This is a genomic window from Mycobacterium numidiamassiliense, assembly GCF_900157365.1.
Lineage (GTDB): Bacteria > Actinomycetota > Actinomycetes > Mycobacteriales > Mycobacteriaceae > Mycobacterium > Mycobacterium numidiamassiliense.
The window spans coordinates 554,338-573,041 of record NZ_FUEZ01000003.1 but is presented as its reverse complement, the minus strand read 5'-3'; the positions used below and the strand labels follow the sequence as shown (position 1 = coordinate 573,041).

The 18,704-nt window shown below is 65.2% G+C and carries 20 protein-coding genes and 1 pseudogene; 10 read left to right on the top strand and 11 right to left on the bottom strand.

Going from position 1 to position 18,704, the window contains the following annotated elements; all coding sequences use genetic code 11:
- The first annotated feature begins 7 nt into the window (after nucleotides 1-7).
- Nucleotides 8-1,516 (top strand): multicopper oxidase family protein, encoded by a 1,509-nt coding sequence (locus MNAB215_RS02525; protein WP_077077314.1) that lies wholly within the window; start codon nucleotides 8-10, stop codon nucleotides 1,514-1,516.
- 34 nt (nucleotides 1,517-1,550) lie between these two features.
- Here the strand turns inward: MNAB215_RS02525 and MNAB215_RS02520 are convergent.
- The 3 genes and pseudogenes from MNAB215_RS02520 to MNAB215_RS02510 all read right to left on the bottom strand — a co-directional run.
- Nucleotides 1,551-1,949, bottom strand: a pseudogene (locus tag MNAB215_RS02520) (IS3 family transposase); the annotation flags it as partial.
- Between the two features lie 233 nt (nucleotides 1,950-2,182).
- Nucleotides 2,183-3,007 (bottom strand): hypothetical protein, encoded by an 825-nt coding sequence (locus MNAB215_RS02515; protein WP_077077313.1) that lies wholly within the window; start codon nucleotides 3,005-3,007, stop codon nucleotides 2,183-2,185.
- A complete protein-coding gene (locus MNAB215_RS02510; protein ID WP_077077312.1) occupies nucleotides 3,004-3,588 on the bottom strand; it encodes a TetR/AcrR family transcriptional regulator in 585 nt (194 codons plus the stop codon). The genes MNAB215_RS02515 and MNAB215_RS02510 overlap by 4 nt, the downstream gene beginning before the upstream one ends.
- A 234-nt stretch (nucleotides 3,589-3,822) precedes the next feature.
- Here MNAB215_RS02510 and MNAB215_RS02505 point away from each other — a divergent pair, with 234 nt between their 5' ends.
- The gene (locus tag MNAB215_RS02505) at nucleotides 3,823-4,191 is read left to right on the top strand and encodes a DUF732 domain-containing protein (RefSeq protein ID WP_077077311.1); all 369 of its coding nucleotides are present in this window, start codon (nucleotides 3,823-3,825) and stop codon (nucleotides 4,189-4,191) included.
- 17 nt (nucleotides 4,192-4,208) lie between these two features.
- On the opposite strand, the gene MNAB215_RS02500 is transcribed toward MNAB215_RS02505, so the two are convergent.
- Nucleotides 4,209-4,628 carry a limonene-1,2-epoxide hydrolase family protein gene (locus MNAB215_RS02500; RefSeq protein WP_077077310.1) on the bottom strand — a complete coding sequence of 140 codons (420 nt, stop codon included), beginning with the start codon at nucleotides 4,626-4,628 and terminating at the stop codon, nucleotides 4,209-4,211.
- A 106-nt stretch (nucleotides 4,629-4,734) separates the two neighbouring features.
- On the opposite strand from MNAB215_RS02500, the gene MNAB215_RS02495 reads away from it, so the two are divergent.
- A complete protein-coding gene (locus MNAB215_RS02495; protein ID WP_077077309.1) occupies nucleotides 4,735-5,361 on the top strand; it encodes a TetR/AcrR family transcriptional regulator in 627 nt (208 codons plus the stop codon).
- Between the two features lie 72 nt (nucleotides 5,362-5,433).
- Here MNAB215_RS02495 and MNAB215_RS02490 read toward each other — a convergent pair whose 3' ends face one another.
- Nucleotides 5,434-6,621, bottom strand: a complete 1,188-nt coding sequence (locus MNAB215_RS02490; protein WP_077077308.1) for a thiolase family protein — start codon at nucleotides 6,619-6,621, stop codon at nucleotides 5,434-5,436.
- A 105-nt stretch (nucleotides 6,622-6,726) separates the two neighbouring features.
- Here MNAB215_RS02490 and MNAB215_RS02485 point away from each other — a divergent pair, with 105 nt between their 5' ends.
- Nucleotides 6,727-7,200, top strand: a complete 474-nt coding sequence (locus MNAB215_RS02485; protein WP_077077307.1) for a winged helix-turn-helix transcriptional regulator — start codon at nucleotides 6,727-6,729, stop codon at nucleotides 7,198-7,200.
- On the opposite strand, the gene rsgA is transcribed toward MNAB215_RS02485, so the two are convergent.
- Nucleotides 7,187-8,191 carry a ribosome small subunit-dependent GTPase A gene (rsgA, locus tag MNAB215_RS02480; protein WP_077077306.1) on the bottom strand — a complete coding sequence of 335 codons (1,005 nt, stop codon included), beginning with the start codon at nucleotides 8,189-8,191 and terminating at the stop codon, nucleotides 7,187-7,189. The genes MNAB215_RS02485 and rsgA overlap by 14 nt on opposite strands.
- A complete protein-coding gene (gene aroA, locus MNAB215_RS02475) occupies nucleotides 8,188-9,471 on the bottom strand; it encodes a 3-phosphoshikimate 1-carboxyvinyltransferase (RefSeq protein WP_077077305.1) in 1,284 nt (427 codons plus the stop codon). Before aroA ends, rsgA begins: the two co-directional genes overlap by 4 nt.
- A 44-nt stretch (nucleotides 9,472-9,515) precedes the next feature.
- Between aroA and MNAB215_RS02470 the strand changes: the two genes are divergently transcribed.
- Entirely contained in the window at nucleotides 9,516-10,280 is a 765-nt protein-coding gene (locus MNAB215_RS02470) for an SOS response-associated peptidase (RefSeq protein ID WP_077077304.1), read from the top strand.
- Here the strand turns inward: MNAB215_RS02470 and MNAB215_RS02465 are convergent.
- On the bottom strand, nucleotides 10,275-11,648 hold the full coding sequence (locus tag MNAB215_RS02465; protein WP_077077303.1) for an HNH endonuclease signature motif containing protein: 1,374 nt from the start codon (nucleotides 11,646-11,648) through the stop codon (nucleotides 10,275-10,277). The two genes, MNAB215_RS02470 and MNAB215_RS02465, sit on opposite strands and share 6 nt — an antisense overlap.
- A 234-nt stretch (nucleotides 11,649-11,882) precedes the next feature.
- On the opposite strand from MNAB215_RS02465, the gene MNAB215_RS02460 reads away from it, so the two are divergent.
- Nucleotides 11,883-12,749 (top strand): 3-hydroxyacyl-CoA dehydrogenase family protein, encoded by an 867-nt coding sequence (locus tag MNAB215_RS02460; RefSeq protein ID WP_077077302.1) that lies wholly within the window; start codon nucleotides 11,883-11,885, stop codon nucleotides 12,747-12,749.
- Here the strand turns inward: MNAB215_RS02460 and MNAB215_RS02455 are convergent.
- The 3 genes from MNAB215_RS02455 to MNAB215_RS02445 all read right to left on the bottom strand — a co-directional run bounded on the left by MNAB215_RS02455 (nucleotide 12,746) and on the right by MNAB215_RS02445 (nucleotide 14,457).
- Nucleotides 12,746-12,982, bottom strand: a complete 237-nt coding sequence (locus MNAB215_RS02455) for a hypothetical protein (RefSeq protein WP_077077301.1) — start codon at nucleotides 12,980-12,982, stop codon at nucleotides 12,746-12,748. The two genes, MNAB215_RS02460 and MNAB215_RS02455, sit on opposite strands and share 4 nt — an antisense overlap.
- Before the next feature lie 78 nt (nucleotides 12,983-13,060).
- Nucleotides 13,061-13,684 (bottom strand): TetR/AcrR family transcriptional regulator, encoded by a 624-nt coding sequence (locus MNAB215_RS02450; RefSeq protein WP_077077300.1) that lies wholly within the window; start codon nucleotides 13,682-13,684, stop codon nucleotides 13,061-13,063.
- A gap of 2 nt (nucleotides 13,685-13,686) precedes the next feature.
- Nucleotides 13,687-14,457, bottom strand: a complete 771-nt coding sequence (locus MNAB215_RS02445; RefSeq protein ID WP_077077299.1) for an SDR family NAD(P)-dependent oxidoreductase — start codon at nucleotides 14,455-14,457, stop codon at nucleotides 13,687-13,689.
- A 42-nt stretch (nucleotides 14,458-14,499) separates the two neighbouring features.
- Here MNAB215_RS02445 and MNAB215_RS02440 point away from each other — a divergent pair, with 42 nt between their 5' ends.
- The 4 genes from MNAB215_RS02440 to MNAB215_RS02425 are packed head-to-tail and all read left to right on the top strand — an operon-like array spanning nucleotide 14,500 to nucleotide 18,700.
- Nucleotides 14,500-15,744, top strand: a complete 1,245-nt coding sequence (locus MNAB215_RS02440; protein WP_077077298.1) for an alkyl sulfatase dimerization domain-containing protein — start codon at nucleotides 14,500-14,502, stop codon at nucleotides 15,742-15,744.
- The gene (locus MNAB215_RS02435; RefSeq protein ID WP_077077297.1) at nucleotides 15,741-16,490 is read left to right on the top strand and encodes an SDR family NAD(P)-dependent oxidoreductase; all 750 of its coding nucleotides are present in this window, start codon (nucleotides 15,741-15,743) and stop codon (nucleotides 16,488-16,490) included. The genes MNAB215_RS02440 and MNAB215_RS02435 overlap by 4 nt, the downstream gene beginning before the upstream one ends.
- A gap of 9 nt (nucleotides 16,491-16,499) precedes the next feature.
- A complete protein-coding gene (locus MNAB215_RS02430; protein WP_077077296.1) occupies nucleotides 16,500-17,684 on the top strand; it encodes a sulfotransferase family protein in 1,185 nt (394 codons plus the stop codon).
- An 8-nt stretch (nucleotides 17,685-17,692) separates the two neighbouring features.
- On the top strand, nucleotides 17,693-18,700 hold the full coding sequence (locus tag MNAB215_RS02425) for a zinc-dependent alcohol dehydrogenase (protein WP_077077295.1): 1,008 nt from the start codon (nucleotides 17,693-17,695) through the stop codon (nucleotides 18,698-18,700).
- The last annotated feature ends 4 nt before the right edge of the window (nucleotides 18,701-18,704 follow it).

Genomic DNA, 18,704 nt, shown 5'->3' with positions numbered 1-18,704 from the left:
GCCTGAGATGACACCGGTACCGATCAGTCGCCGCCGCGCGCTCATACTGGGTGGGATCGGTGCCGTCGCGGCCACCGCAGTCGCGATTGACTCCGTGGCCAGCCATGCAGGCTCCGGGACGGAACGGTGGTCCCCGGCTGATACCGGCAATCAGCTGAATCAGCCGGCGATGGTGGACAGCAAAGACGGGCGCCTGGAGCTGGAGCTCATCGCTGCAGCCGGGGTCCGCCTGGCCGGTCGGGACACTCACGCGCTGGGTTTCAACGACAGCTCGCCGGGGCCGACGCTGCGGGTACGTCCAGGCGACGAGCTAGCCGTGCGCTTGACCAACCGTCTCGATAAACCGACCAATTTGCACACTCACGGGCTGCGAGTGTCCCCGCTGGGCAACAGCGACAACCCGTTCCTGCGCGTCGATCCAGGAACTTCATTCGACTATCTGATCCAGATTCCGCCGGATCATCCGGCCGGCACGTTTTGGTATCACCCGCACCATCACGGCATGGTCGCTGACCAAATCTTCGGCGGGTTGGTCGGTGCGCTATTGATCGACCCATCCCCGGGGCAAGCGCCTGCGCTCGATGTGACCGCCGACCACGTACTGATGGTCACCGACATCACCCTGGCTGATGATGGCACGGTTGCCGCACCCAGCGCGATGGATCGTGATCGTGGACGCGAAGGCGAGGTGGTGTTGATCAATGGCCAACATTGCCCGACCATCCCCGCTGACCCCGGTGGGATGCAGCGTTGGCGGTTCATCAACGGTTGCGTATCGCGGGTGCTGGCGATCCGTCTGCAGGGCCACCAACTGTTTCAGATCGCTCGTGACGGCACTTATTTGCCGGCTCCTGCGCCTAAAAACGAGGTGCTGCTTGGGCCCGGTAACCGCGTCGATGTCCTTGTGCGCCCCACCGCCCCCGGTCGCTACCAACTCAGTGCCCGCGCTTACCAACGCGGCAGCATGGGATCGATGACCATCACGAGTGGGTTCGCAGGGCTCGCCACGATGGACGTTTCCCAGATACCGGTCACTCAACCCCTCACGCCGCTGCCTGACGCGCTGCCGGTCGAAACGCCAACCATGGGGGCAGTGACCGCTCAGCGTCAAACTATCTTCGCCATGACCACTGGTGCGGATGCGGGTGCGATGGGCGGTGGGATGGACGGCGCCAACGACGCGGGGGCCACAGTTTTCACCATCGACGGCCGCACTTTTGACTCTGCGCGCGACGACCAGACCGTCGCGCTGGGGGCCATCGAGGAATGGACCGTCATCAACACCACCCCTATGGCACACCCGTTTCATCTGCATGTATGGCCGTTCACCGTCTTGGCGAGCAGCGATGGGACCTCGCCGATCGGCACACCTCAAGACGTTGTCTTGGTCCCGCCCCAGGGCTGGGTGCGGCTGCGAATCCCATTCACCACCTTTCCCGGCCGCAGCGTCTACCACTGCCACGTACTCGACCACGAAGATTTAGGCATGATGGCCACAGTCAACGTCCATCCCTAAAACGCGCAGCACCTTGATCGGCACCGCCGCTATCTAGGGTGCGCCCGTCGGTGGTGGAGTCGCATTGGAAGTCCACCGCCCACACGCGATTGGGCGCATCGACAATTAGGCCAGGCGGCGCGGTCGAACTGCCGCGGCGCTTTCGCCGTCGACGCTGCGGTACACGTAGTCCCTCATCGCGCCAAAGCCGTTGAACCTTTTTGTGATTCACGATCCAGCCCTCACGACGGGCATCGTGATAAGCGGGCCGGAACCCCCGGCGGGGGTGATCCTTGGCATAGGCACGCAGCCAGTCCCGCAGCGCGGCGTCGGGGTCCTCAGATGTCATCGAGGTGGGCTCGTGGCGTTGAGTGCCGCGTGTTGCCCGGACACCAGCAGCCGCGCGGGCTACCATTTCGCGTTCGAGGATTGCGGATCGTTCTTGAACTGATCCCTCATGGGAGGCAGGGCAAGACCGGCCACGGCCCTGCAAAGAAATCGACCGATGTGTCTGTCTCGTTACGAAAGAACTGAGACGATGCTCGTCCGATTCGGGGCTAGCACTAGAGCGAGAGCCCCCGAACGTGATAAGGCCCGGGCTCTATTTCCCGACCTAGCCCAGCCGCCCGATGATGGTGGCGTTGGCCATGCCGGCGCCCGCGCACATGATGCGATCGGGGTCTCTCGTCATGGGTGTGTGACCAGATACGTTTCGTTGTCCAACTCGGCAGTGAGTTCTTCGACATTGAAGGGCCGGTCGAGTCGTTCGCGCAATTCCTTAGGGTCAATGAGGAGCGTGATTTCGGCGGTTTGTCGGGCGAAGAGTCGCCCGATGTACGGGTAGATGCGGCGCATGATCGCCCGTTCTGCGGATGAGCAGCGCGACGCGCAGTACCCGACGTGGCCGATCTCGTCGGTAAGGATTTCGCTGTAGAGCAATTCGATGCGCTCGGAGACTTCGGGTTCGTCGGCGAATAATTTCATGCCGACGCGGCGCAGCTCGTCGAACATGATGCACCCAGCCATTTCCGATGCTCCGACGAACGTGAAGTTGAGCCGGTCGGGGAGAAAGACTGCGGTCTTGACGAACTGTCGCATCACGAAGGGCGGCGGAACCACTTGGAACGTCAGGTCGAACACTTCGAGCGCATAGGCGAGCAATCGGGTGTGGTAGTGCTCTTCGAGTTCGAGGTACACGTTCTCGGGTGGCACGTTCTCGTCGCTGTTGAGCCCGTAGGTTTCACCTAGTCCGACACCAAAGCGTTCTGCTTGATTCAGCTTCGCGGTGGCGAGCAGGAACAGCATCTTCTGGTCTAGGCCGGGTTCGGGACGCCGGCGACGTAGGTTGCGCAGGAATTTTGTTCGGTCGGCGGGATGGGCTGATCGGACAGGATTGGCTTCGATCGTCTGGAAGAACTCTTCGCGGTTGGCTAATCTTCGGTTGAGCAGGTCGGCCTCGCCATCTCGTCTAGCCAAGAACTCCCGGTAGCCTTCGATGCTTGTGCGGTTCATGGCTTCTCCATTCCTTTGACAATCGTGATCACGTAGCGATGTAGCAGTTCGGCGTCGTGTGCTCCGGTTGCCAGCAACGCGAATAGCCCGGTGAGAAAGAAGGTCGCGAGTTCCGCAGGATCAGCATCCGCGCGGACTCGGCCTCCGTCTTGCGCCTGGCCAATCACGCCGATGAGAAACTCCGCAAGCGGGTGCTGCGCCAACTCGTCTTCGACCGGACGCGATGAGGAGAAATGCAGACCAAGCATGTCGCGGAAAGTCAATGTCCCTAAGCGGATTTCAGCGCCAAGGACCTGAGACACCAGCCGAGATAGCACTGTCACCAAATCGCCCCGGGCGTGCCCGAGTTCGCTGATGATCCTGGTCTCCTCGATGCGCTCTAGCTCCACGAGGACGTGCTCTTTCGTCGGGAAATGGAAATAGAACGTCCCTCGCACTACGCGCGCGGCAGCGGCAATCGCACTAACGTCTGCTGCGGCCAATCCGCGCTGTGCGATCTCCGCCAATGCGGCGTCGAACAGCCGTGCCCGGGTTTCAAGTCGTCGGACCTCGCGGACGCTCCCGACTGGTGATTCAGCCATTTCGAGAGGTCTGCGTTGACTTCATGAACGCACGGTACGGCAACCTGCTGACGGCCGTCAATGACGGCTGTCAACGACTCGATCCCGCGCCCTGGCGCGCAACGCGGGAATCGGCTCTGCACCCGAGCAAGGCGCGGCCGGTGAGGCGTTCAACGCCTTGCTCAACGGAGTGAGATAATTGTTCTTTGACTCGAAGCCGATCGGCTCGCACAGATTAGGAGGCCACGACCCGGTATGAACGTCGGTGCTGGGAAGTGGTCGACAGTCTGGGCAGCCTTGCTGTCCGCCGCCGCGCTGCTTTCCGCAGCGCCAGCATCAGCAGATCAAACCGATGATGCGTTCGTCGCGGCTCTGGTAAAGCGCGGGATCGTCATTCATGACCGCAACAACGCGATTGCGATGGCTCACGCGGCGTGCGACGCATTCGATGAAAGCGAAAACTCAAACCGTCTGGCCATGCGGGTGATGAACGAAACCGATCTCTCGCTGAAACAATCCGGCTACTTCGTCGGCGTTTCCGTGGCCGCTTACTGCCCGCAGTACAAAGGGCATACCGACGATTCGCTGAACTGGCTGAACCCGGGCACGGTCCCGCAAATGTGAGCGTAAAGACCGGCAATTCAGGGGTGGGCGCTACAAGGGACGAGGGCGCTAATGTCTTCGCCTTGAAGGAGTTTCACGGTCAGCGATACGTCGAAGTAATCCGTCCAGCGGGTGATCTTCCCATCGTCGCCGACTACGAAGGTACCCATCACTGGGACTGCCGGCTTGCTGCCGTCCGGTGCCTGGATGTAGTCGAGGCGCTCGGTCAGCACCACTGGTCCGTCGCTGGCCATGTTCACGATTTCAAAGGCGTAGGCGTCGGGGAACATTGCGAACTGCGCCGCCATGTTCTCAACAATGGCATTCACGCCGTCGGACGCTGGCATGCCGACATTCTGATAGACAGCGTTGTCGGCAATCAGCGGTCGCAGCGCCTCTGCGTCGCGTCCCGCCATCAGTGCGCAGAACCTACGGACGACATCAACAGGTGCAGACATATCGCGGAACCTCCACGTCAGGCTGAATGAATGGGTATCACCTACAGAGTGTATGTGACATTCGGACTGTATGTGACCTACGCCCTGTGTGCAATAGGCTGGCGCAGTGGCGCTTGATGATGAGCCCCTAGACACGAAAGCGCGCCGGGCTGCGCAGGCAGAAGCCACTCGTGCTGCGCTCGTTGCTGCCGCGCGACGGCTGTTTGTCGAAAAGGGCTATCACCGCACGGGCACCGAAGAAGTAGTTGCAGAGGCTGGCGTCGGCACCCGTGGTGCGCTCTATCACCACTTCGCGGATAAGCAGGCGCTATTCGAAGCGGCGTTCCTCGCGGTCGAAGAGGACCTGGTCATCGAAGCCGCAAAAAACCTTGCCGACCCTGCGGACGGCGCGCTAAACCAATTGCGGCAGGGCCTAATTGGCTTTCTGGATGCGTCGCTCACTCCTCATGTTCAGCGGATATTGCTTATCGACGGGCCAGCCGTCCTCGGTTGGGTCAAGTGGCGTGAATTGGAAAGCCGCTACGGACTTGGAGCCATTCGCGCCATGCTTGAACGTGCCATCGACGAAGGCGACCTTGCGGCGAATCAGCCCACTGACGCTTTGGCGCACCTCCTACTCGCCGCTGCCGACGAAGCCGCCCTCTTCATCGCAAACGCACCCGATCAACTTGTAGCGCGCGATCAAGGAGTGCGGGCGCTGAACGCCCTGCTCGACGGGCTTCGAGTCAAATAGTGCGATCAACGATCAACAGAACACCCCCACGCATCAAGGCGCGGGGGCTCTGTGTTCCTGTGTTGACTCTTACTAGCCCAAACGCTCGATGATGGTGGCGTTGGCCATGCCGCCGCCCTCACACATCGTCTGCAGGGCGTAGCGTCCGCCGCGCTGCTCTAACGCGTTGACCATGGTGGTCATGATGCGGGCACCGCTGGCACCAAGCGGGTGGCCGATAGCGATGGCCCCACCGTTGACATTGGTCTTGGTCAGGTCGGCGCCCGTGTCATGAGCCCAGGCCAGCACCACGGGGGCGAACGCCTCGTTCACCTCGAACAGGTCGATGTCGGCGAGCGTCAAACCGGAACGCTGCAACACTTTTTCGGTGGCCGGAATGACCCCGGTCAGCATGTACAGCGGGTCGGAGCCCACGACGGTCGTGGTGTGAATCCGCGCCAGCGGGCGCAGGCCCAGCTTCTTGGCGGTCTCGCTGGTGGTGATCAGCACCGCCGCGCTGCCGTCCGACAGCGGCGACGAGTTACCCGGCGTGATCTCCCAATTGATCTGGGGGAAGCGCTCTTTGGCCGCTTCGCTGTAGAAGGCCGGCTGTAATGCGGCCAGCGTCTCGACCGTGGTGGCGGGCCGGATGATCTCGTCGGTTTCCAGTCCGGCGATCGGGATCAGCTCGTTGTCGAACAGCCCGTCCTTGGTGGCGCGGGCGGCCTTGTTGTGGCTCTCGGCGGAGAACTCGTCGAGCTGGGTGCGGGTGAAGCCCCACTTGGCGGCGATCAACTCGGCGCTGATCCCCTGAGGCACCAGGCCGTCGGGGTAGCGCAGGGTCATGTCCTGGCCCATCGGGTTGCTACCCGGCTGCACCTGGCTGCCCATCGGGACCCGGCTCATCGACTCGACCCCGCCGGCGATCACGAGGTCGTACGCACCGGCCAGCACGCCTTGGGCGGCGAAGCTGATGGCCTGCTGGCTGCTGCCGCATTGCCGGTCGATGGCGACGCCGGGGACGGACTCGGGGAATCCCGCGCCCAGCAGCGCGTTGCGGGCGATGTTGGCGGCCTGGTCGTTGACCTGGGTCACCGCGCCGGCAATCACGTCGTCGACCTGCGCCGGGTCCACACCGGTGCGTGCCACCAGTTCGCGGAGGCTGTGCGCCAGCAAGTCGGCCGGCAGCACGTCGTGCAGCGCCCCGCTGGCCTTGCCCTTGCCGATCGGGGTGCGCACTGCGCCGACGATGACGGCGTCGCGGCCTTGGTAACTGGTCATGGCTCCTCCTCGAGTCCACTCCTGAGCTAACACTGGGTAGTCCTAGCTATACCCAGGTAAACATCTAGGTATATTGAAAGCAACCCAGACGGGGAGGTGATTTAGATGACATTTCTGCAAGGCGCGCTGGTCGACCGCGACAAATGGTCCGCGGTCGGTGAGTGTGCGATCGAAAAGACCATGGCGGCCGTCGGCACCAAATCCGCAATGCTGATCATGCGCGAGGCCTACTACGGCACCACCCGGTTCGACGACTTCGCCCGCCGGGTGGGCATCACCAAGGCGGCCACCTCGGCGCGACTGACCGAACTGGTCGACCTCGGCCTGCTGACCCGGCGACCCTACCGCGAACCCGGGCAGCGCAGCCGCGACGAATATGTGCTTACCGACGCGGGCATCGACTTCATGCCCGTGGTCTGGGCGATGTTCGAGTGGGGGAGACGCCATCTGCCCGGCCGCAACCGGCTACGCCTCACACATCAGGGCTGCGGCGCCGAGGCGACCGTCGAAATCCGTTGCGCCGAAGGGCACCTCGTGCCGCCCGATGAACTCGGTGTGCGGCTGGCTAAGTCTCCCTGAGCGCCGCAAGTAGCCGCCGGGCCGCGGCGACGCGACCAGCGCCAGGCCCGGTCAGCGCGTCCAGCGCGCACCCGGGGTCGGCCGGCGGACCCATGTGCCCGCAGCCACGCGGGCAGTCCTTCGCGGCCTCGGCCAGATCGGCGAAGGCCGCGAGTACGTCGTCGGGCTGAATGTGGGCCAACCCGAACGAGCGAATGCCCGGGGTGTCGATCACCCAGCCGGAACCCGGCAGCGAGTCGCCCAGCGGCCCGCCTAGTGGCAAAGCCACCGACTGTGTCGAGGTGTGCCGCCCCCTACCGATGCTGTCGACCACGCCGACGGCCCGATCAGCCTCGGGCACAAGACGATTCACCAACGTTGACTTGCCGACACCGGAATGCCCGAGTAGCACGGTGATCTTGCCGGGCAGCAACTCGGCCACCGCGAGCAGGGGATCGTCGACACCCGCGGCCACCACCGTCAGGTCCAGATCCACAAACTGCTCGGCGAACGGCTCCGGCGGTGCCAGGTCCGTCTTGGTCAGGCACAGAATCGGCGTCAGGCCGCCCGCGTAGGCGGCGATCAGCGTCCGGTCGACCAGGCCGGTGCGCGGCGGCGGATCGGCGAGCGCCACCACGATCAGCAATTGGTCGGCGTTGGCGACCACCACCCGTTCGGTGGGGTCGGTGTCATCGGCGGTGCGCCGCAACACCGTTCGTCGCGGACCTCGGCGCACGATGCGGGCCAGGGTGTCGTGGCGACCGGACAGATCGCCGACGATGTCGACATCGTCGCCGACGACGATCGGCGTGCGGCCCAGCTCGCGGGCTCGCATGGCGGTGACGCGGCGATCGGGGCGGCCCCCTAGGACGCACCCCCAACGGCCGCGGTCGACACTGACCACCATGGCGGACTCCGCATCGGCGTGTTGCGGACGCGTCTTGGTCCGGGGCCGCGTCCCTTTACCGGACCGGACTTTGACGTCGGATTCGTCGTAGTCGCCCGGCCTCAAACGCTGGACTCCAGCATGCCCGCCCACAGCTGCGGGAATTCCGGCAGCGTCTTGCTGGTGGCGCCGATGTCGTCGACCTCGACACCGTCGACGCGCAGCCCGATGATGGCCCCGGCCATCGCCATCCGGTGGTCGGCGTACGCGCGCCAGACGCCGGCGCGCAACGGCGTCGCGATGATCACCAGACCGTCGGGCGTCTCCTGGCAGTCGCCGCCCAGGCGGTTGATCTCGGCGCTCAGCGCGGCCAGTCGATCGGTCTCGTGGCCGCGCAGGTGGGCGATGCCGGACAGGCGCGACACGGATCCCGTCGTCGCCAGCGCCGCCAGCGCCGCCACCGACGGCGTGAGCTCACCGACATCGCGCAGGTCGACGTCAAAGCCGCCGTAATCCGCGGAGCCGCGCACCTCAAGAGATGAAGCATCCTGTGTGACAACGGCGTTCAGCTTGCCCAGCACGCTCAGGATGTCTTCGGAGGGTTGCACACTCGTCGTCGGCCAACCGGTGATGCGGACGGCCCCGCCGGTGACCACTGCGGCCGCCAGGAAGGGCACCGCGTTGGTCAGATCGGGTTCTACATCCCAGTGCCGGGCCTCGACCTTGCCGGCCCGCACCTGCCAACGGTTGGGCACCGAATCGTCGACGTCGACGCCGGCCTGCCGCAGCATCTCCACCGTCATCGCGATGTGCGGCGCCGACGGCACCGTCGAACCGGTGTGTTGCACGGTCAGCCCATCGGTGAACGACGCACCGCACAGCAGCAGGCCCGAGACGAACTGCGACGACGCCGACGCGTCGATGGACACGGTGCCGCCGGCGAGCGACCCCTTGCCGTGGACCCGGAAGGGCAGACCCGTGCCGTCGATGACCACGCCCAGGTCGCGCAGCGCGTCCAGCAGCGGCGCGATCGGCCGGGCCCGGGCTTGCTCGTCGCCGTCGAACGCGACCACCGATTCGGCCAGCGCCGCGAGCGGCGGCACAAAACGCAACACCGTTCCAGCCAGACCGGTGTCCACCGTTGCGTCGGCATCCGGCGCGATCCCACCGCTGACCGTCAGGTCGGACCCGGCTCCATCGACGCGTAGGCCCAGGGTGCGCAGCGCTCCGATCATCAAATCGGTGTCCCGGCTGCGCAGCGCGCCACGGATCGTCGAGGTGCCACTGCCCTGTGCGGCCGCCAGCGCGGCCAGCACCAGCGTCCGGTTGGTCTGCGACTTCGAGCCAGGAACGGACACGGTCGCGTGCACCGGTTGCGATGTCCTTGGGGCCGCCCACGTACTCACCCGTCCATCATTGCCTGTCGCCGTCTTCTGCCACCATGGGAGATATGTGTGGACGGTTTGCGGTGACGACCGATCCGGCCCTGCTGGCCCAGAAGATCAAGGCGATCGACGAGGCCACCGAGGCCGCTCCCAATGCCGGGGCCCCCAACTACAACGTGGCCCCGACCACGACAGTCGCGACCGTGGTCAGTCGGCATTCCGACCCGGACGACGAGCCGACCAGGCGGGTGCGGCTCATGCGTTGGGGTTTGATCCCGCCGTGGGTCAAGCCCGGTCCCGACGGCGCGCCGGACAACAAGGGTCCGCTGCTGATCAACGCCCGGGCCGACAAGGTGGCCACCTCGCCGGCGTTTCGCGGCTCGGCCAGGAACAAGCGGTGCCTGGTGCCGATGGACGGCTGGTATGAATGGCGGCCCAACGCCGACGGCGCGGCGGGGAAGAAGACCGCCAAGACCCCGTTCTTCATGCACCGCGGCGACGGCGACACGCTGTTCATGGCCGGGCTGTGGTCGGTGTGGAAGCCGAGTAAGGATGCCGACCCGCTGCTCAGCTGCACGATCATCACCACCGATGCCGTGGGAGAGCTGGCCGAGATCCACGACCGGATGCCGCTGATTTTGGCCGAGCCCGACTGGGACTCCTGGCTGAATCCCGATGCCGCACTCGATGCCGAGCTGTTGGCCCGCGCGCCGGATGTGCGTGACGTCGAGATTCGTGAGATCTCCACGCTCGTCAACAGTGTGCGCAACAATGGGCCCGAGCTGCTTGAGCCCGCCAAACCAGAGCCGGAGCAGATCACGCTGCTATAGCGCGTCTCCGTCGCCATCAAGCAGCAGTTCCTCGGGGTGGTGGAAGGCATTGGTGCGTGGTTGGCCCCGGTCCAAGTGCGGGGGCGGGATCCATTCGGTATCACCGTTGGCGCGCTTTCGGGTGGTCCAGCCGGTTGGTCTCAGCATTCGGTGGTGGGGGCCGCAGGCGAAGGTGAGATCGTCGACGTCGGTGGTGTGGCAGTGCGCATAGTCGGTGACATGGTGCACTTCGCAGTAGAACCCGGGCAGGTTGCATCCGGGTGCCGAGCAGCCGCGGTCCTTGGCGTACAAGACAATTCGTTGGCCGGGTGAAGCCAGGCGTTTGGTGTGATGCAGCGCCACGGCTTTGCCCTTGTCGAAAACGGCCAAGTAGTGGTGCGCGTGGCGAGCCAGGCGGATGACATCGCTGATCGGCAGGCGCGTGCCCCCGCCGGTGACTCCACTTCCGGCTGCTGCCTCCAGGTCTTCCAACGAGGTGGTGACGATGATCGAAGCCGGTAGCCCGTTGTGCTGGCCCAGCTCGCCTGAGGCGAGCACGGCGCGGAGGGCGGCGTTGAGGCCGTCGTGCTGGCGCTGGGCGGAGCTGCGGGAATCACGGTCGATGGCGTCCTGGGTGGGCGCGCCGTCCACGCACGGGGTGTCGTCGGTGGGGTTGCACATGCCGGGCGCGGCCAGCTTGGCCCACACCGCTTCAAGGGTGGCGCGTAGCTCGGGCGTGATCCAACCGCGTAGCGCCGACATCCCGTTGGTTTCTTGGTTGCCCAGGGTCAATCCGCGTCGGCGGGCGCGGTCGTCGTCGGTGTAGCTGCCGTCGGGGTTGAGGCAGTCGGTGAGTCGGTTGGCCAGCTGCGCGAGTTGGTCAGGCCGATACTGCGAGCCCAGCCGGGCGAGTTGGGCTTCGGCGTGCTCGCGGGTGTCGAGGTCGATGAAACCCGGCAGCTGATGGCAGAAGCGGCGGATGACGGAAACGTGCCCGGCGCCTAGGCGGCCCGCGCGCTGTGCTGCTGCGGTGGCCGGCAGCATCGGCGGTAGGGGCTCGCCCGTGAGCCCGCAACGTTCGCCGAGATCGCTGGCCTCGCGGACTCGCCGGGCGGCTTCAGCGCGCGTGATGAGGGTCCATTCGGCCACCGCATGCGACAGTGTGCCGCCGAGTTCCTCGGGCGTGGCTTCGCGGGCGAGCTTGTTGATCAGTGCATGTTCGCCCGTGGGTAACCGCCGCCGCGCCCGTTCGTAGCGTTGCAACAACGGCAAGAGCTCGGGCGTGGTCAACATCTCGATATCGAATCCGACCACAGTGTCCACCGCGGCATCGAAGGCATCGAAAGCCGCCACCAATGCCTCCCGATCGGGAACTGCGGCTGAACTCATACCGCCAAGCTATCCGCACCCACCGACAAAAAGCCGCGCTCAGAAGCTACTGAAACCACAGTGACACAAGTGATTTCGGGTGGGAGAGTTGCGCGCCGCCAGCAGTGACACAGGTGAATTCAGGCTGCACCGCGAGCCACGAAATCCGGTGTTTGTCTACGAACGACAACCCAGCGCAATTTTTTGTCACATCGCGACGGCGGCACGGCAACCGCGGAGACTTAGCATGCGTATGTGACTGGCTCGTACACGTACACCTTCGAAGACATCCAGCATCGCCCGGTCGCGGTGGTCGGCGCCGGGACCCTGGGGCGCCGGATCGCCCTGATGTTCGCCACCCGCGGTGGACCGGTGCGAATCTATGCCCGGCGGCCCGAGCAACTGGCCGAGGCGAGCGATTATGTCTCCCAAACCCTTCCGCGGGTCCTCGAGCAGCGCGGCTCCGGTCAGGCCGGCGTCGTGACCGGTGTTGCGACACTCGAAGAAGCGCTCGACGACGCCTGGCTCGTCGTTGAATCCGTCCCGGAACGGCTCGACATCAAGATTCCGCTGTGGGGACAGATCGACCACTTGGCGCAGCCGGGCACCATCTTCGCGACCAACTCGTCGTCGTACCCGTCACGGTTGATGGCCGAAAACGTCAGCGACAAAAGCCGTTTGTGCAACATGCATTTCTACATGCCACCGGAGCTCAACGCGATCGACCTGATGTCCGACGGTGAAACCGACCGGGGCCTGCTCGACACCCTGCTGAGGGTGCTGCCCGAATTCGGCGTGCATCCCTTCGAAGCGCGCAAGGAATGCACCGGCTTCATCTTCAACCGGATCTGGGCCGCCATCAAGCGTGAGGCGCTGGCCGTCGTCGCCGAGGGCGTGGCCCGTCCCGAGGATGTCGACGGGATGTTCACGATCAACTTGGGTGTGCCGGCCGGCCCATTTCGAATGATGGACCTTGTCGGCCTCGACGTGGTGCTCGACATTGAGAACCACTACGCGGCCGAGTTCCCGCACCTACCGGAAAACGTACGAGAGTTGTTGCAGGCCTATGTCGATGCCGGCAAGCTCGGCATCAAAACCGGCGAGGGTTTCTATTCGTACTAGTTGCTCAGAACGAGCTTCCAGTTGCCGTTGACGTTGCGATCCGGGACGCACCAGAAGTTGTTCCAGTTTCCCGGTGTGGAGGCTCTGACGCCCGGGCCCGCGTCCTGGCAGGCCTGGCGAGTCTGGTAGTTGCCCTCGGTCTGAATCGTGTCGGCGTTGCTGACGCCAACTCCGGTCGTCATTAACCCCGCGAAAGCCAACAGGCCAGCGGCGAGAGATCGCTTCATGTGCATCCAATCCTCAAAGTGATCCAGCGTCGGCAATAAGGGTAGGTGCAGTCGCGCAGCTACACCGGCGTTTTCGTCGGACGCTTAAGTTCGCTGAGCTTGCAGCGACACCGCGGTGGCGACGGCCTCCAGCAAACGGGCGAGTTGCCCGGCGTCGTTGATGGTGCGGTCGCCGCCGATCAGCCGCGTGAACACGCCCGCGATGAAGGTGGTCACCGCCGTCGTCTGGGCGTCGAGCAGGGCGGGGTCGTCGGTGCCCGGCTGCAGGTGGGCGGTGGCCTCGTGGGTCATGGTGTTGATCCGGGCGCCGAAGGCCTGCGAAGTCGCAGCGAGATCGGGGTCGCGCACCGCCGCCAGCAACAACTCGTGGCGCGCGCGGTTCAGCATCAGCCCGGTTCCGTCGGCCTGCATCATGACGAGCTCGGCCAGATGCGCGAACGGCGACAGGGGATCCCGCGGCTCGTCGATCACCGACTGAAGATTGGTGACGTCGATCTCGGCGATGCGCGTGCCGACACCGCGCAGCAGGGCCGCGCGGGTGCGGTAGTAGTACGACGTCGTGCCCTCGGGCACCCTCGCGCAACGATCCACCCGTCCGTGCGTCAGACCGCGGGATCCGTGTTCGGCCAGCACCTGGATGGCGGCGTCGCACAGTTCGCGCCGGCGTTCGTCGCCGTTGCGTTTCCGGGTGACGTTTCGGGCAGTCATGATCAGCGGAGGACGGTTCCGCCGTCGATGTTGAGGACCTGACCGTTGATCCAGGCGCCCTCGTCGGAGAGCAGGAAGGCGACCAGCGAGGCGATGTCAGCGGGGTAGCCGACGCGCTGTCCGCGGATGCGTTTCAGCGCGCCCGCCTCCAGCTCGGGCCACTGGGGGACCGCGCGGATGGCATCGGTCGCGGTAAAGCCCGGCGCCACGGCGTTGCAGCGGATGCCCTCCTTGCCCCATCTCGAGGCGACATGCCGGGTCAGTGCGCCGATTCCGGCCTTCGCGGTGGCATAAGCCGGCCGCGCGGGCTCGCCCTGGAACGCCGCCGCCGAGGACATGTTGACGATCACCCCGCCGCCGCGAGCGAGCATTTTCGGGATGGCGTATTTCATGGCGGCCACGTAACCGCGCAGGTTGACCGCCATCACCCGGTCCCACACGTCGAAGTCGATATCGACCACGTCGGTGTCGGCTCGGATCGTGCTCATGTCGGCCCCGACGTTGAACATCAGGTCGATGCCGTCGAAAGTCGTTGCGGCGGTATCGATCAGGGCAGAAACCGACGCGGGCTCGGCCAGGTCGAAGACGACGTGCGTCGCCGTGCCCCCGCCCGCGGTGATCCGCGCAGCCGTTTGCGCTGCGGCGTCGGCGGCGACGTCGCCGATGACGACACGGCAGCCCTCGTCGCCGAGGCGCGCCGCCGTCGCGGCACCGATCCCGGTGGCGCCGCCCACCACGAGGGCAACCTTGTCTCTCAGACCCTGCAATCCCATGGTTATTGACTTTACCTCTAGAACTGTAGAGGATCCCCAGTCATGGCTGGCATTCATCGGGAGCGTCCCGGAGCCGCCGACCTGGCGGCGGCGACCGACACGTCGGCGATACCGCTGGGCAATCACATCTGGATGTCGCCCGGCGTCTCCAACTCCTACGCGGTCGCGACCGACGAGGGGCGGGTCATCGTCAACAGCGGGCTGGTCTTCGAAGGCCCGCTGCACCGGAACGCTTTTGCCGAGGTGGCCGGCCCGACGCGGGCCATCCTCGTCACGCAGGGGCATGCCGATCATTGGGGCGGGGTCAACTCGCTGCGCGACGCCGACACCGAGATCGTGATGCACCGCAACTACCGATACTGGCGAGACGACAACGAACGACTCATGGGCTATCGCGTGCCCAAGACATCGTTTGCCTTCCAGAAGTTCTCCGACGCGGTGCTCGAGCATTTCAAGACGATCGATCCCGCGACCATCGACTTCTCCTTCCCCGAACCGACCACGACATTCGATCACGGCCACGAGCTGACGGTCGGCGGACGCACCTTCGAGCTGGCCTGGACGCCGGGCGGTGAGACCACCGACGCCGTCGTGGTGTGGCTGCCCGAGGATCGAATCCTGTTCAGCGGTAACCTGTTCGGACCGTTATTCGGCCACGTTCCGAATTTGATGACCATCCGCGGTGACCGCTATCGCGACCCGATTCTCTACATCGAGTCGCTCAACACCGTGCTGGCCTACGGTCCGCGGGAACTGATCACCGGCCACTTCGCGCCCATCGAGGGCGCCGACCGCATCGCCGAGGAAGTCACCGCGATGCGCGACGCCATGCAGGCCGTGCACGAGCGCACCGTCGAGCTGATGAATTCCGGCGTCGATGTCTACACGGCGATGCGTGAGGTCACCGTGCCCCAGCATCTCGACGTCGGCGAGGGCTACGGCCAGACCTCGTGGAATGTGCGAGCGATCTGGGAGATGTACGCGGGCTGGTTTCAGCACCGCTCCACCACCGAGTTATACGGTGTTGCAGCCGATTCCGTCGTGTCCGACGTGGTCAGCGCCGCCGGGGCCGATGCGCTGGTCGAGGCGGCGCGAGCTCGCCTGGATGCCGGGCAGCCCGTGCAGGCGCTGCACCTGACCGACCTCGTCCTGGCCGCCGAACCCCAGCATTGCGCGGCGCGTGCGACGGCCGCCGACGCCCACGAGGCGCTGCTCGCCGACACCGGCAACTTCTGGAAAAGGGCCTGGCTCAACAAATCAATCAACGAATTGAGGGCGCACGAATGAACTCCGTCAGTTTTGACTTCGCCGGCGCCAACGTGCTGGTGACCGGCGGCACCAGCGGTATCGGTCACGGCATCGCCACCGCGTTCGCCAAGGCCGGCGCCGCGGTCACGGTGACCGGCACCCGTGGATCAACCGCCGATTACTCCGACGTCGAACTCGGCGCGTTCTCCTACCGGCAGTGCCAGATCCAAGATCCCGAATCCGTCGACGCGCTGGCGGGCTCGCTCGGCGAACTCGACATCTTGGTCAACAACGCGGGCGGCCCGTATCCCGCGGGCGACGAATACGACCCTGACGGCTACGTCGCGTCGGTGACGCAGAACATGTTGGGCCCCATGCGGTTAACCATGCGCTGCCATGAGCGGCTGGCAGCCAGCCAGGCCCCCGGCGGCGCGAGTGTGGTCACCGTTGTCTCGATGTCCGCGTTCCGCTCGGCGATCTTCGTCCCCGGGTACGGCTCGTCGAAGATGGGGCTGCTCTCGCTGACGATGAACCTCTCCCGACGATGGGCCAACGACGGAATCCGGGTCAACGCCATCGCGCCCGGGCTGATCGACACCCGAATGACGCACCCGGCCATGGGAATTCCCGAGGTGATGGACGTCGAGATCGGCTTCCACACCCCGTTGGGCAGACCAGGGACACCGCAGGACTGCGCGGGCGCGGCGCTGTTCTTGTGTACCGAAGCCGCCTCGTACATCACCGGCGCCACCATCGCCGTCGACGGCGGATACCTGACGGTCTAGGTGCCTGACATGAGCGAATTCGACGGCGCGCCAACCGCGGACGACATCTTCAAGCTGGCCGCCCAGCGCACCGGGGTGAGCGAGATCGACTCCGACTCGTGGCGCGACGGGCTGACGCTCATGCTCGACGAGCTCAACAATTCGCCGGTGTTTACCGCGTTCGGTCGCGAACGTGTGCTGGGCGACGCCACCGACGCGCTGGGGCGGCGCATGCAGGTGCATGCCTACATTCAGGCTCACCCCGAGGTGCTCGACGCGCCCGTCGAGCGGCCGCTGATCGTGCTCGGCATGCCGCGCACCGGGACCACGGTGATCAGCTACCTACTCGACCAGGACCCGGCACGCCGATCGCTGCTGCACTGGCAGTGCGTGGACCCGATACCGCCGGCCACCACCGAGACGCTGCGCACCGATCCGCGTTGCCTGGCCCTGCTCGAGGAGCAGCGCAAGATCGTGGACATGGTCAAGCAGGCGAAAATGCCGCTGCCGCACTGGGAAGACGCCGACGGCCCGACCGAGGACATGTTCATCCACAACCAGGACTTCAAGGGCCTGTCCTGGGACTCTTTCCTCCCGACGGATCGCTACGCGCGCTGGCTCTTCGACGAGACCGACTTGAGCAGCACCTACGAATACCAGAAGCGTTATCTGCAAGTCCTGCAATCGAAAGCGCCCGGCACCTGGAGCCTGAAGATGCCGTCGCATTCGGTACACATCGAAGCGCTGCTGAAGGTGTTCCCCGATGCGCGATTGATCTGGGCGCACCGCGACCCGTACAAGGCGACGGGCTCGCTGTGCAACCTGTGGCGGCTGCCGCAAAGCCTGGTGATGAACACCGAGATGCTGGACCAGACGGAAATGGGTAACGCCGCGATGTGGCAGATGAGCTACCACGTCGACCGGCCACTGCGCGCCCGCGACCGCATCGGGGACGACCGCTTCTTCCACATGTACTACCACGAGATGATGCGCGACCCGATGGACGTGATGCACCGCATCTACGAATGGACCGACGAGCCGCTGACTGCCGAAACCGAAGGGCGCATGCGCAATTGGCTCGCCGAGCATCCGCAGGATCTGTTCGCGCTCAACACCTACCGGCTCGACGAATACGGTCTTTCGGTCGAAAAACTCAAGCCGGTGTTCGCCGAATACCTCGATACCTTCGCCATCGAATTGGAGGGCACGCCGTGAAAGCCTCCATGAAAGCAGCCACAGTCACCGGCCCGGGCAAGGCCGAAGTCCTGGATGCCGACCGCCCGCAGGCCGGTCCCCGCGACGTGCTCGTCCGGATGCGCGCGTGTGGCATCTGCGGCTCCGACGCGTTCTACATCACCATCGGCGGCGTCCCGCCACGCCAAGGGCACACGCCGCTCGGTCACGAACCCGCGGGTGAAGTCGTCGAGGTCGGCGCGAACGTCGCCGGCATCGCCGTGGGCGATCACGTCGTCATCAATCCCATGGCCGCCCCCAGCGGCATCATCGGCAACGGGGGAGCCGCCGGGGCCCTCGCCGACTACCTGCTGATCGAAAACGCGGTTAGGGGAACAAGTCTCGAGGTCATTCCCGATTACGTCCCGTGGGAGGTCGCCGCACTCAACGAGCCGATGGCCGTCGCACGCCACGGGGCGAACCAGTGCAGGCCCACACCGTCGGACAAGGTCGCCATTTTCGGTGCGGGCCCGATCGGGCTGGGCGCGACGCTGGCCTTCAAATCCCTTGGTGTCAAACATGTCGTGGTCATCGATCTCATCTCCTCCCGCCTGGACAAGGCGCTGAAAATCGGGGCGGATGCCGTCATCAACTCCGCCGATGAGGATGTCGTCAAGCGGCTGGTCGACCTGCACGGCGAGGGGGAGTCGAGGTTTGGCGGCAAGGCCGGCACCGACATCTACCTGGACGCCGCCGGAGTGCCTGCCGTCATCAACACCGCGCTCGCCGCCGCGCAGCGGGGCGCCACCCTCGGAATCGTCGGGGTGCACAAGGAGCCGGTGCCCGTCGAGTTCATCAACGTGATGAGCCACGAGATCACCATCGTCGGCAGCATGGGCTACCCCGACGAAATCTTCCAGGTGACTGCCGATCTCGTCGCGAACTGGGAGAAATACGCGCTGATCGTCAGCCATACCATCGGATTCGACAACATCGGCGAAGCGCTCGACCTCGCCAGCACGCCGGGTGCCGCCGACAAGGTCGTGGTGACCTTCTAACCGC

What these genes read in the sequence shown, in the direction of transcription:
- MNAB215_RS02465 (WP_077077303.1), bottom strand. Translation starts at nt 11,648, where the DNA reads ATGAGTTCAGCCGCAGTTCCCGATCGGGAGGCATTGGTGGCGGCTTTC.
- MNAB215_RS02425 (WP_077077295.1), top strand. Translation starts at nt 17,693, where the DNA reads ATGAAAGCAGCCACAGTCACCGGCCCGGGCAAGGCCGAAGTCCTGGAT.
- MNAB215_RS02515 (WP_077077313.1), bottom strand. Translation starts at nt 3,007, where the DNA reads ATGAACCGCACAAGCATCGAAGGCTACCGGGAGTTCTTGGCTAGACGA.
- MNAB215_RS02505 (WP_077077311.1), top strand. Translation starts at nt 3,823, where the DNA reads ATGAACGTCGGTGCTGGGAAGTGGTCGACAGTCTGGGCAGCCTTGCTG.
- MNAB215_RS02470 (WP_077077304.1), top strand. Translation starts at nt 9,516, where the DNA reads ATGTGTGGACGGTTTGCGGTGACGACCGATCCGGCCCTGCTGGCCCAG.
- MNAB215_RS02450 (WP_077077300.1), bottom strand. Translation starts at nt 13,684, where the DNA reads ATGACTGCCCGAAACGTCACCCGGAAACGCAACGGCGACGAACGCCGG.
- MNAB215_RS02440 (WP_077077298.1), top strand. Translation starts at nt 14,500, where the DNA reads ATGGCTGGCATTCATCGGGAGCGTCCCGGAGCCGCCGACCTGGCGGCG.
- MNAB215_RS02500 (WP_077077310.1), bottom strand. Translation starts at nt 4,628, where the DNA reads ATGTCTGCACCTGTTGATGTCGTCCGTAGGTTCTGCGCACTGATGGCG.
- MNAB215_RS02525 (WP_077077314.1), top strand. Translation starts at nt 8, where the DNA reads ATGACACCGGTACCGATCAGTCGCCGCCGCGCGCTCATACTGGGTGGG.
- MNAB215_RS02455 (WP_077077301.1), bottom strand. Translation starts at nt 12,982, where the DNA reads ATGCACATGAAGCGATCTCTCGCCGCTGGCCTGTTGGCTTTCGCGGGG.
- MNAB215_RS02430 (WP_077077296.1), top strand. Translation starts at nt 16,500, where the DNA reads ATGAGCGAATTCGACGGCGCGCCAACCGCGGACGACATCTTCAAGCTG.
- MNAB215_RS02510 (WP_077077312.1), bottom strand. Translation starts at nt 3,588, where the DNA reads ATGGCTGAATCACCAGTCGGGAGCGTCCGCGAGGTCCGACGACTTGAA.
- MNAB215_RS02435 (WP_077077297.1), top strand. Translation starts at nt 15,741, where the DNA reads ATGAACTCCGTCAGTTTTGACTTCGCCGGCGCCAACGTGCTGGTGACC.
- MNAB215_RS02490 (WP_077077308.1), bottom strand. Translation starts at nt 6,621, where the DNA reads ATGACCAGTTACCAAGGCCGCGACGCCGTCATCGTCGGCGCAGTGCGC.
- MNAB215_RS02445 (WP_077077299.1), bottom strand. Translation starts at nt 14,457, where the DNA reads ATGGGATTGCAGGGTCTGAGAGACAAGGTTGCCCTCGTGGTGGGCGGC.
- MNAB215_RS02485 (WP_077077307.1), top strand. Translation starts at nt 6,727, where the DNA reads ATGACATTTCTGCAAGGCGCGCTGGTCGACCGCGACAAATGGTCCGCG.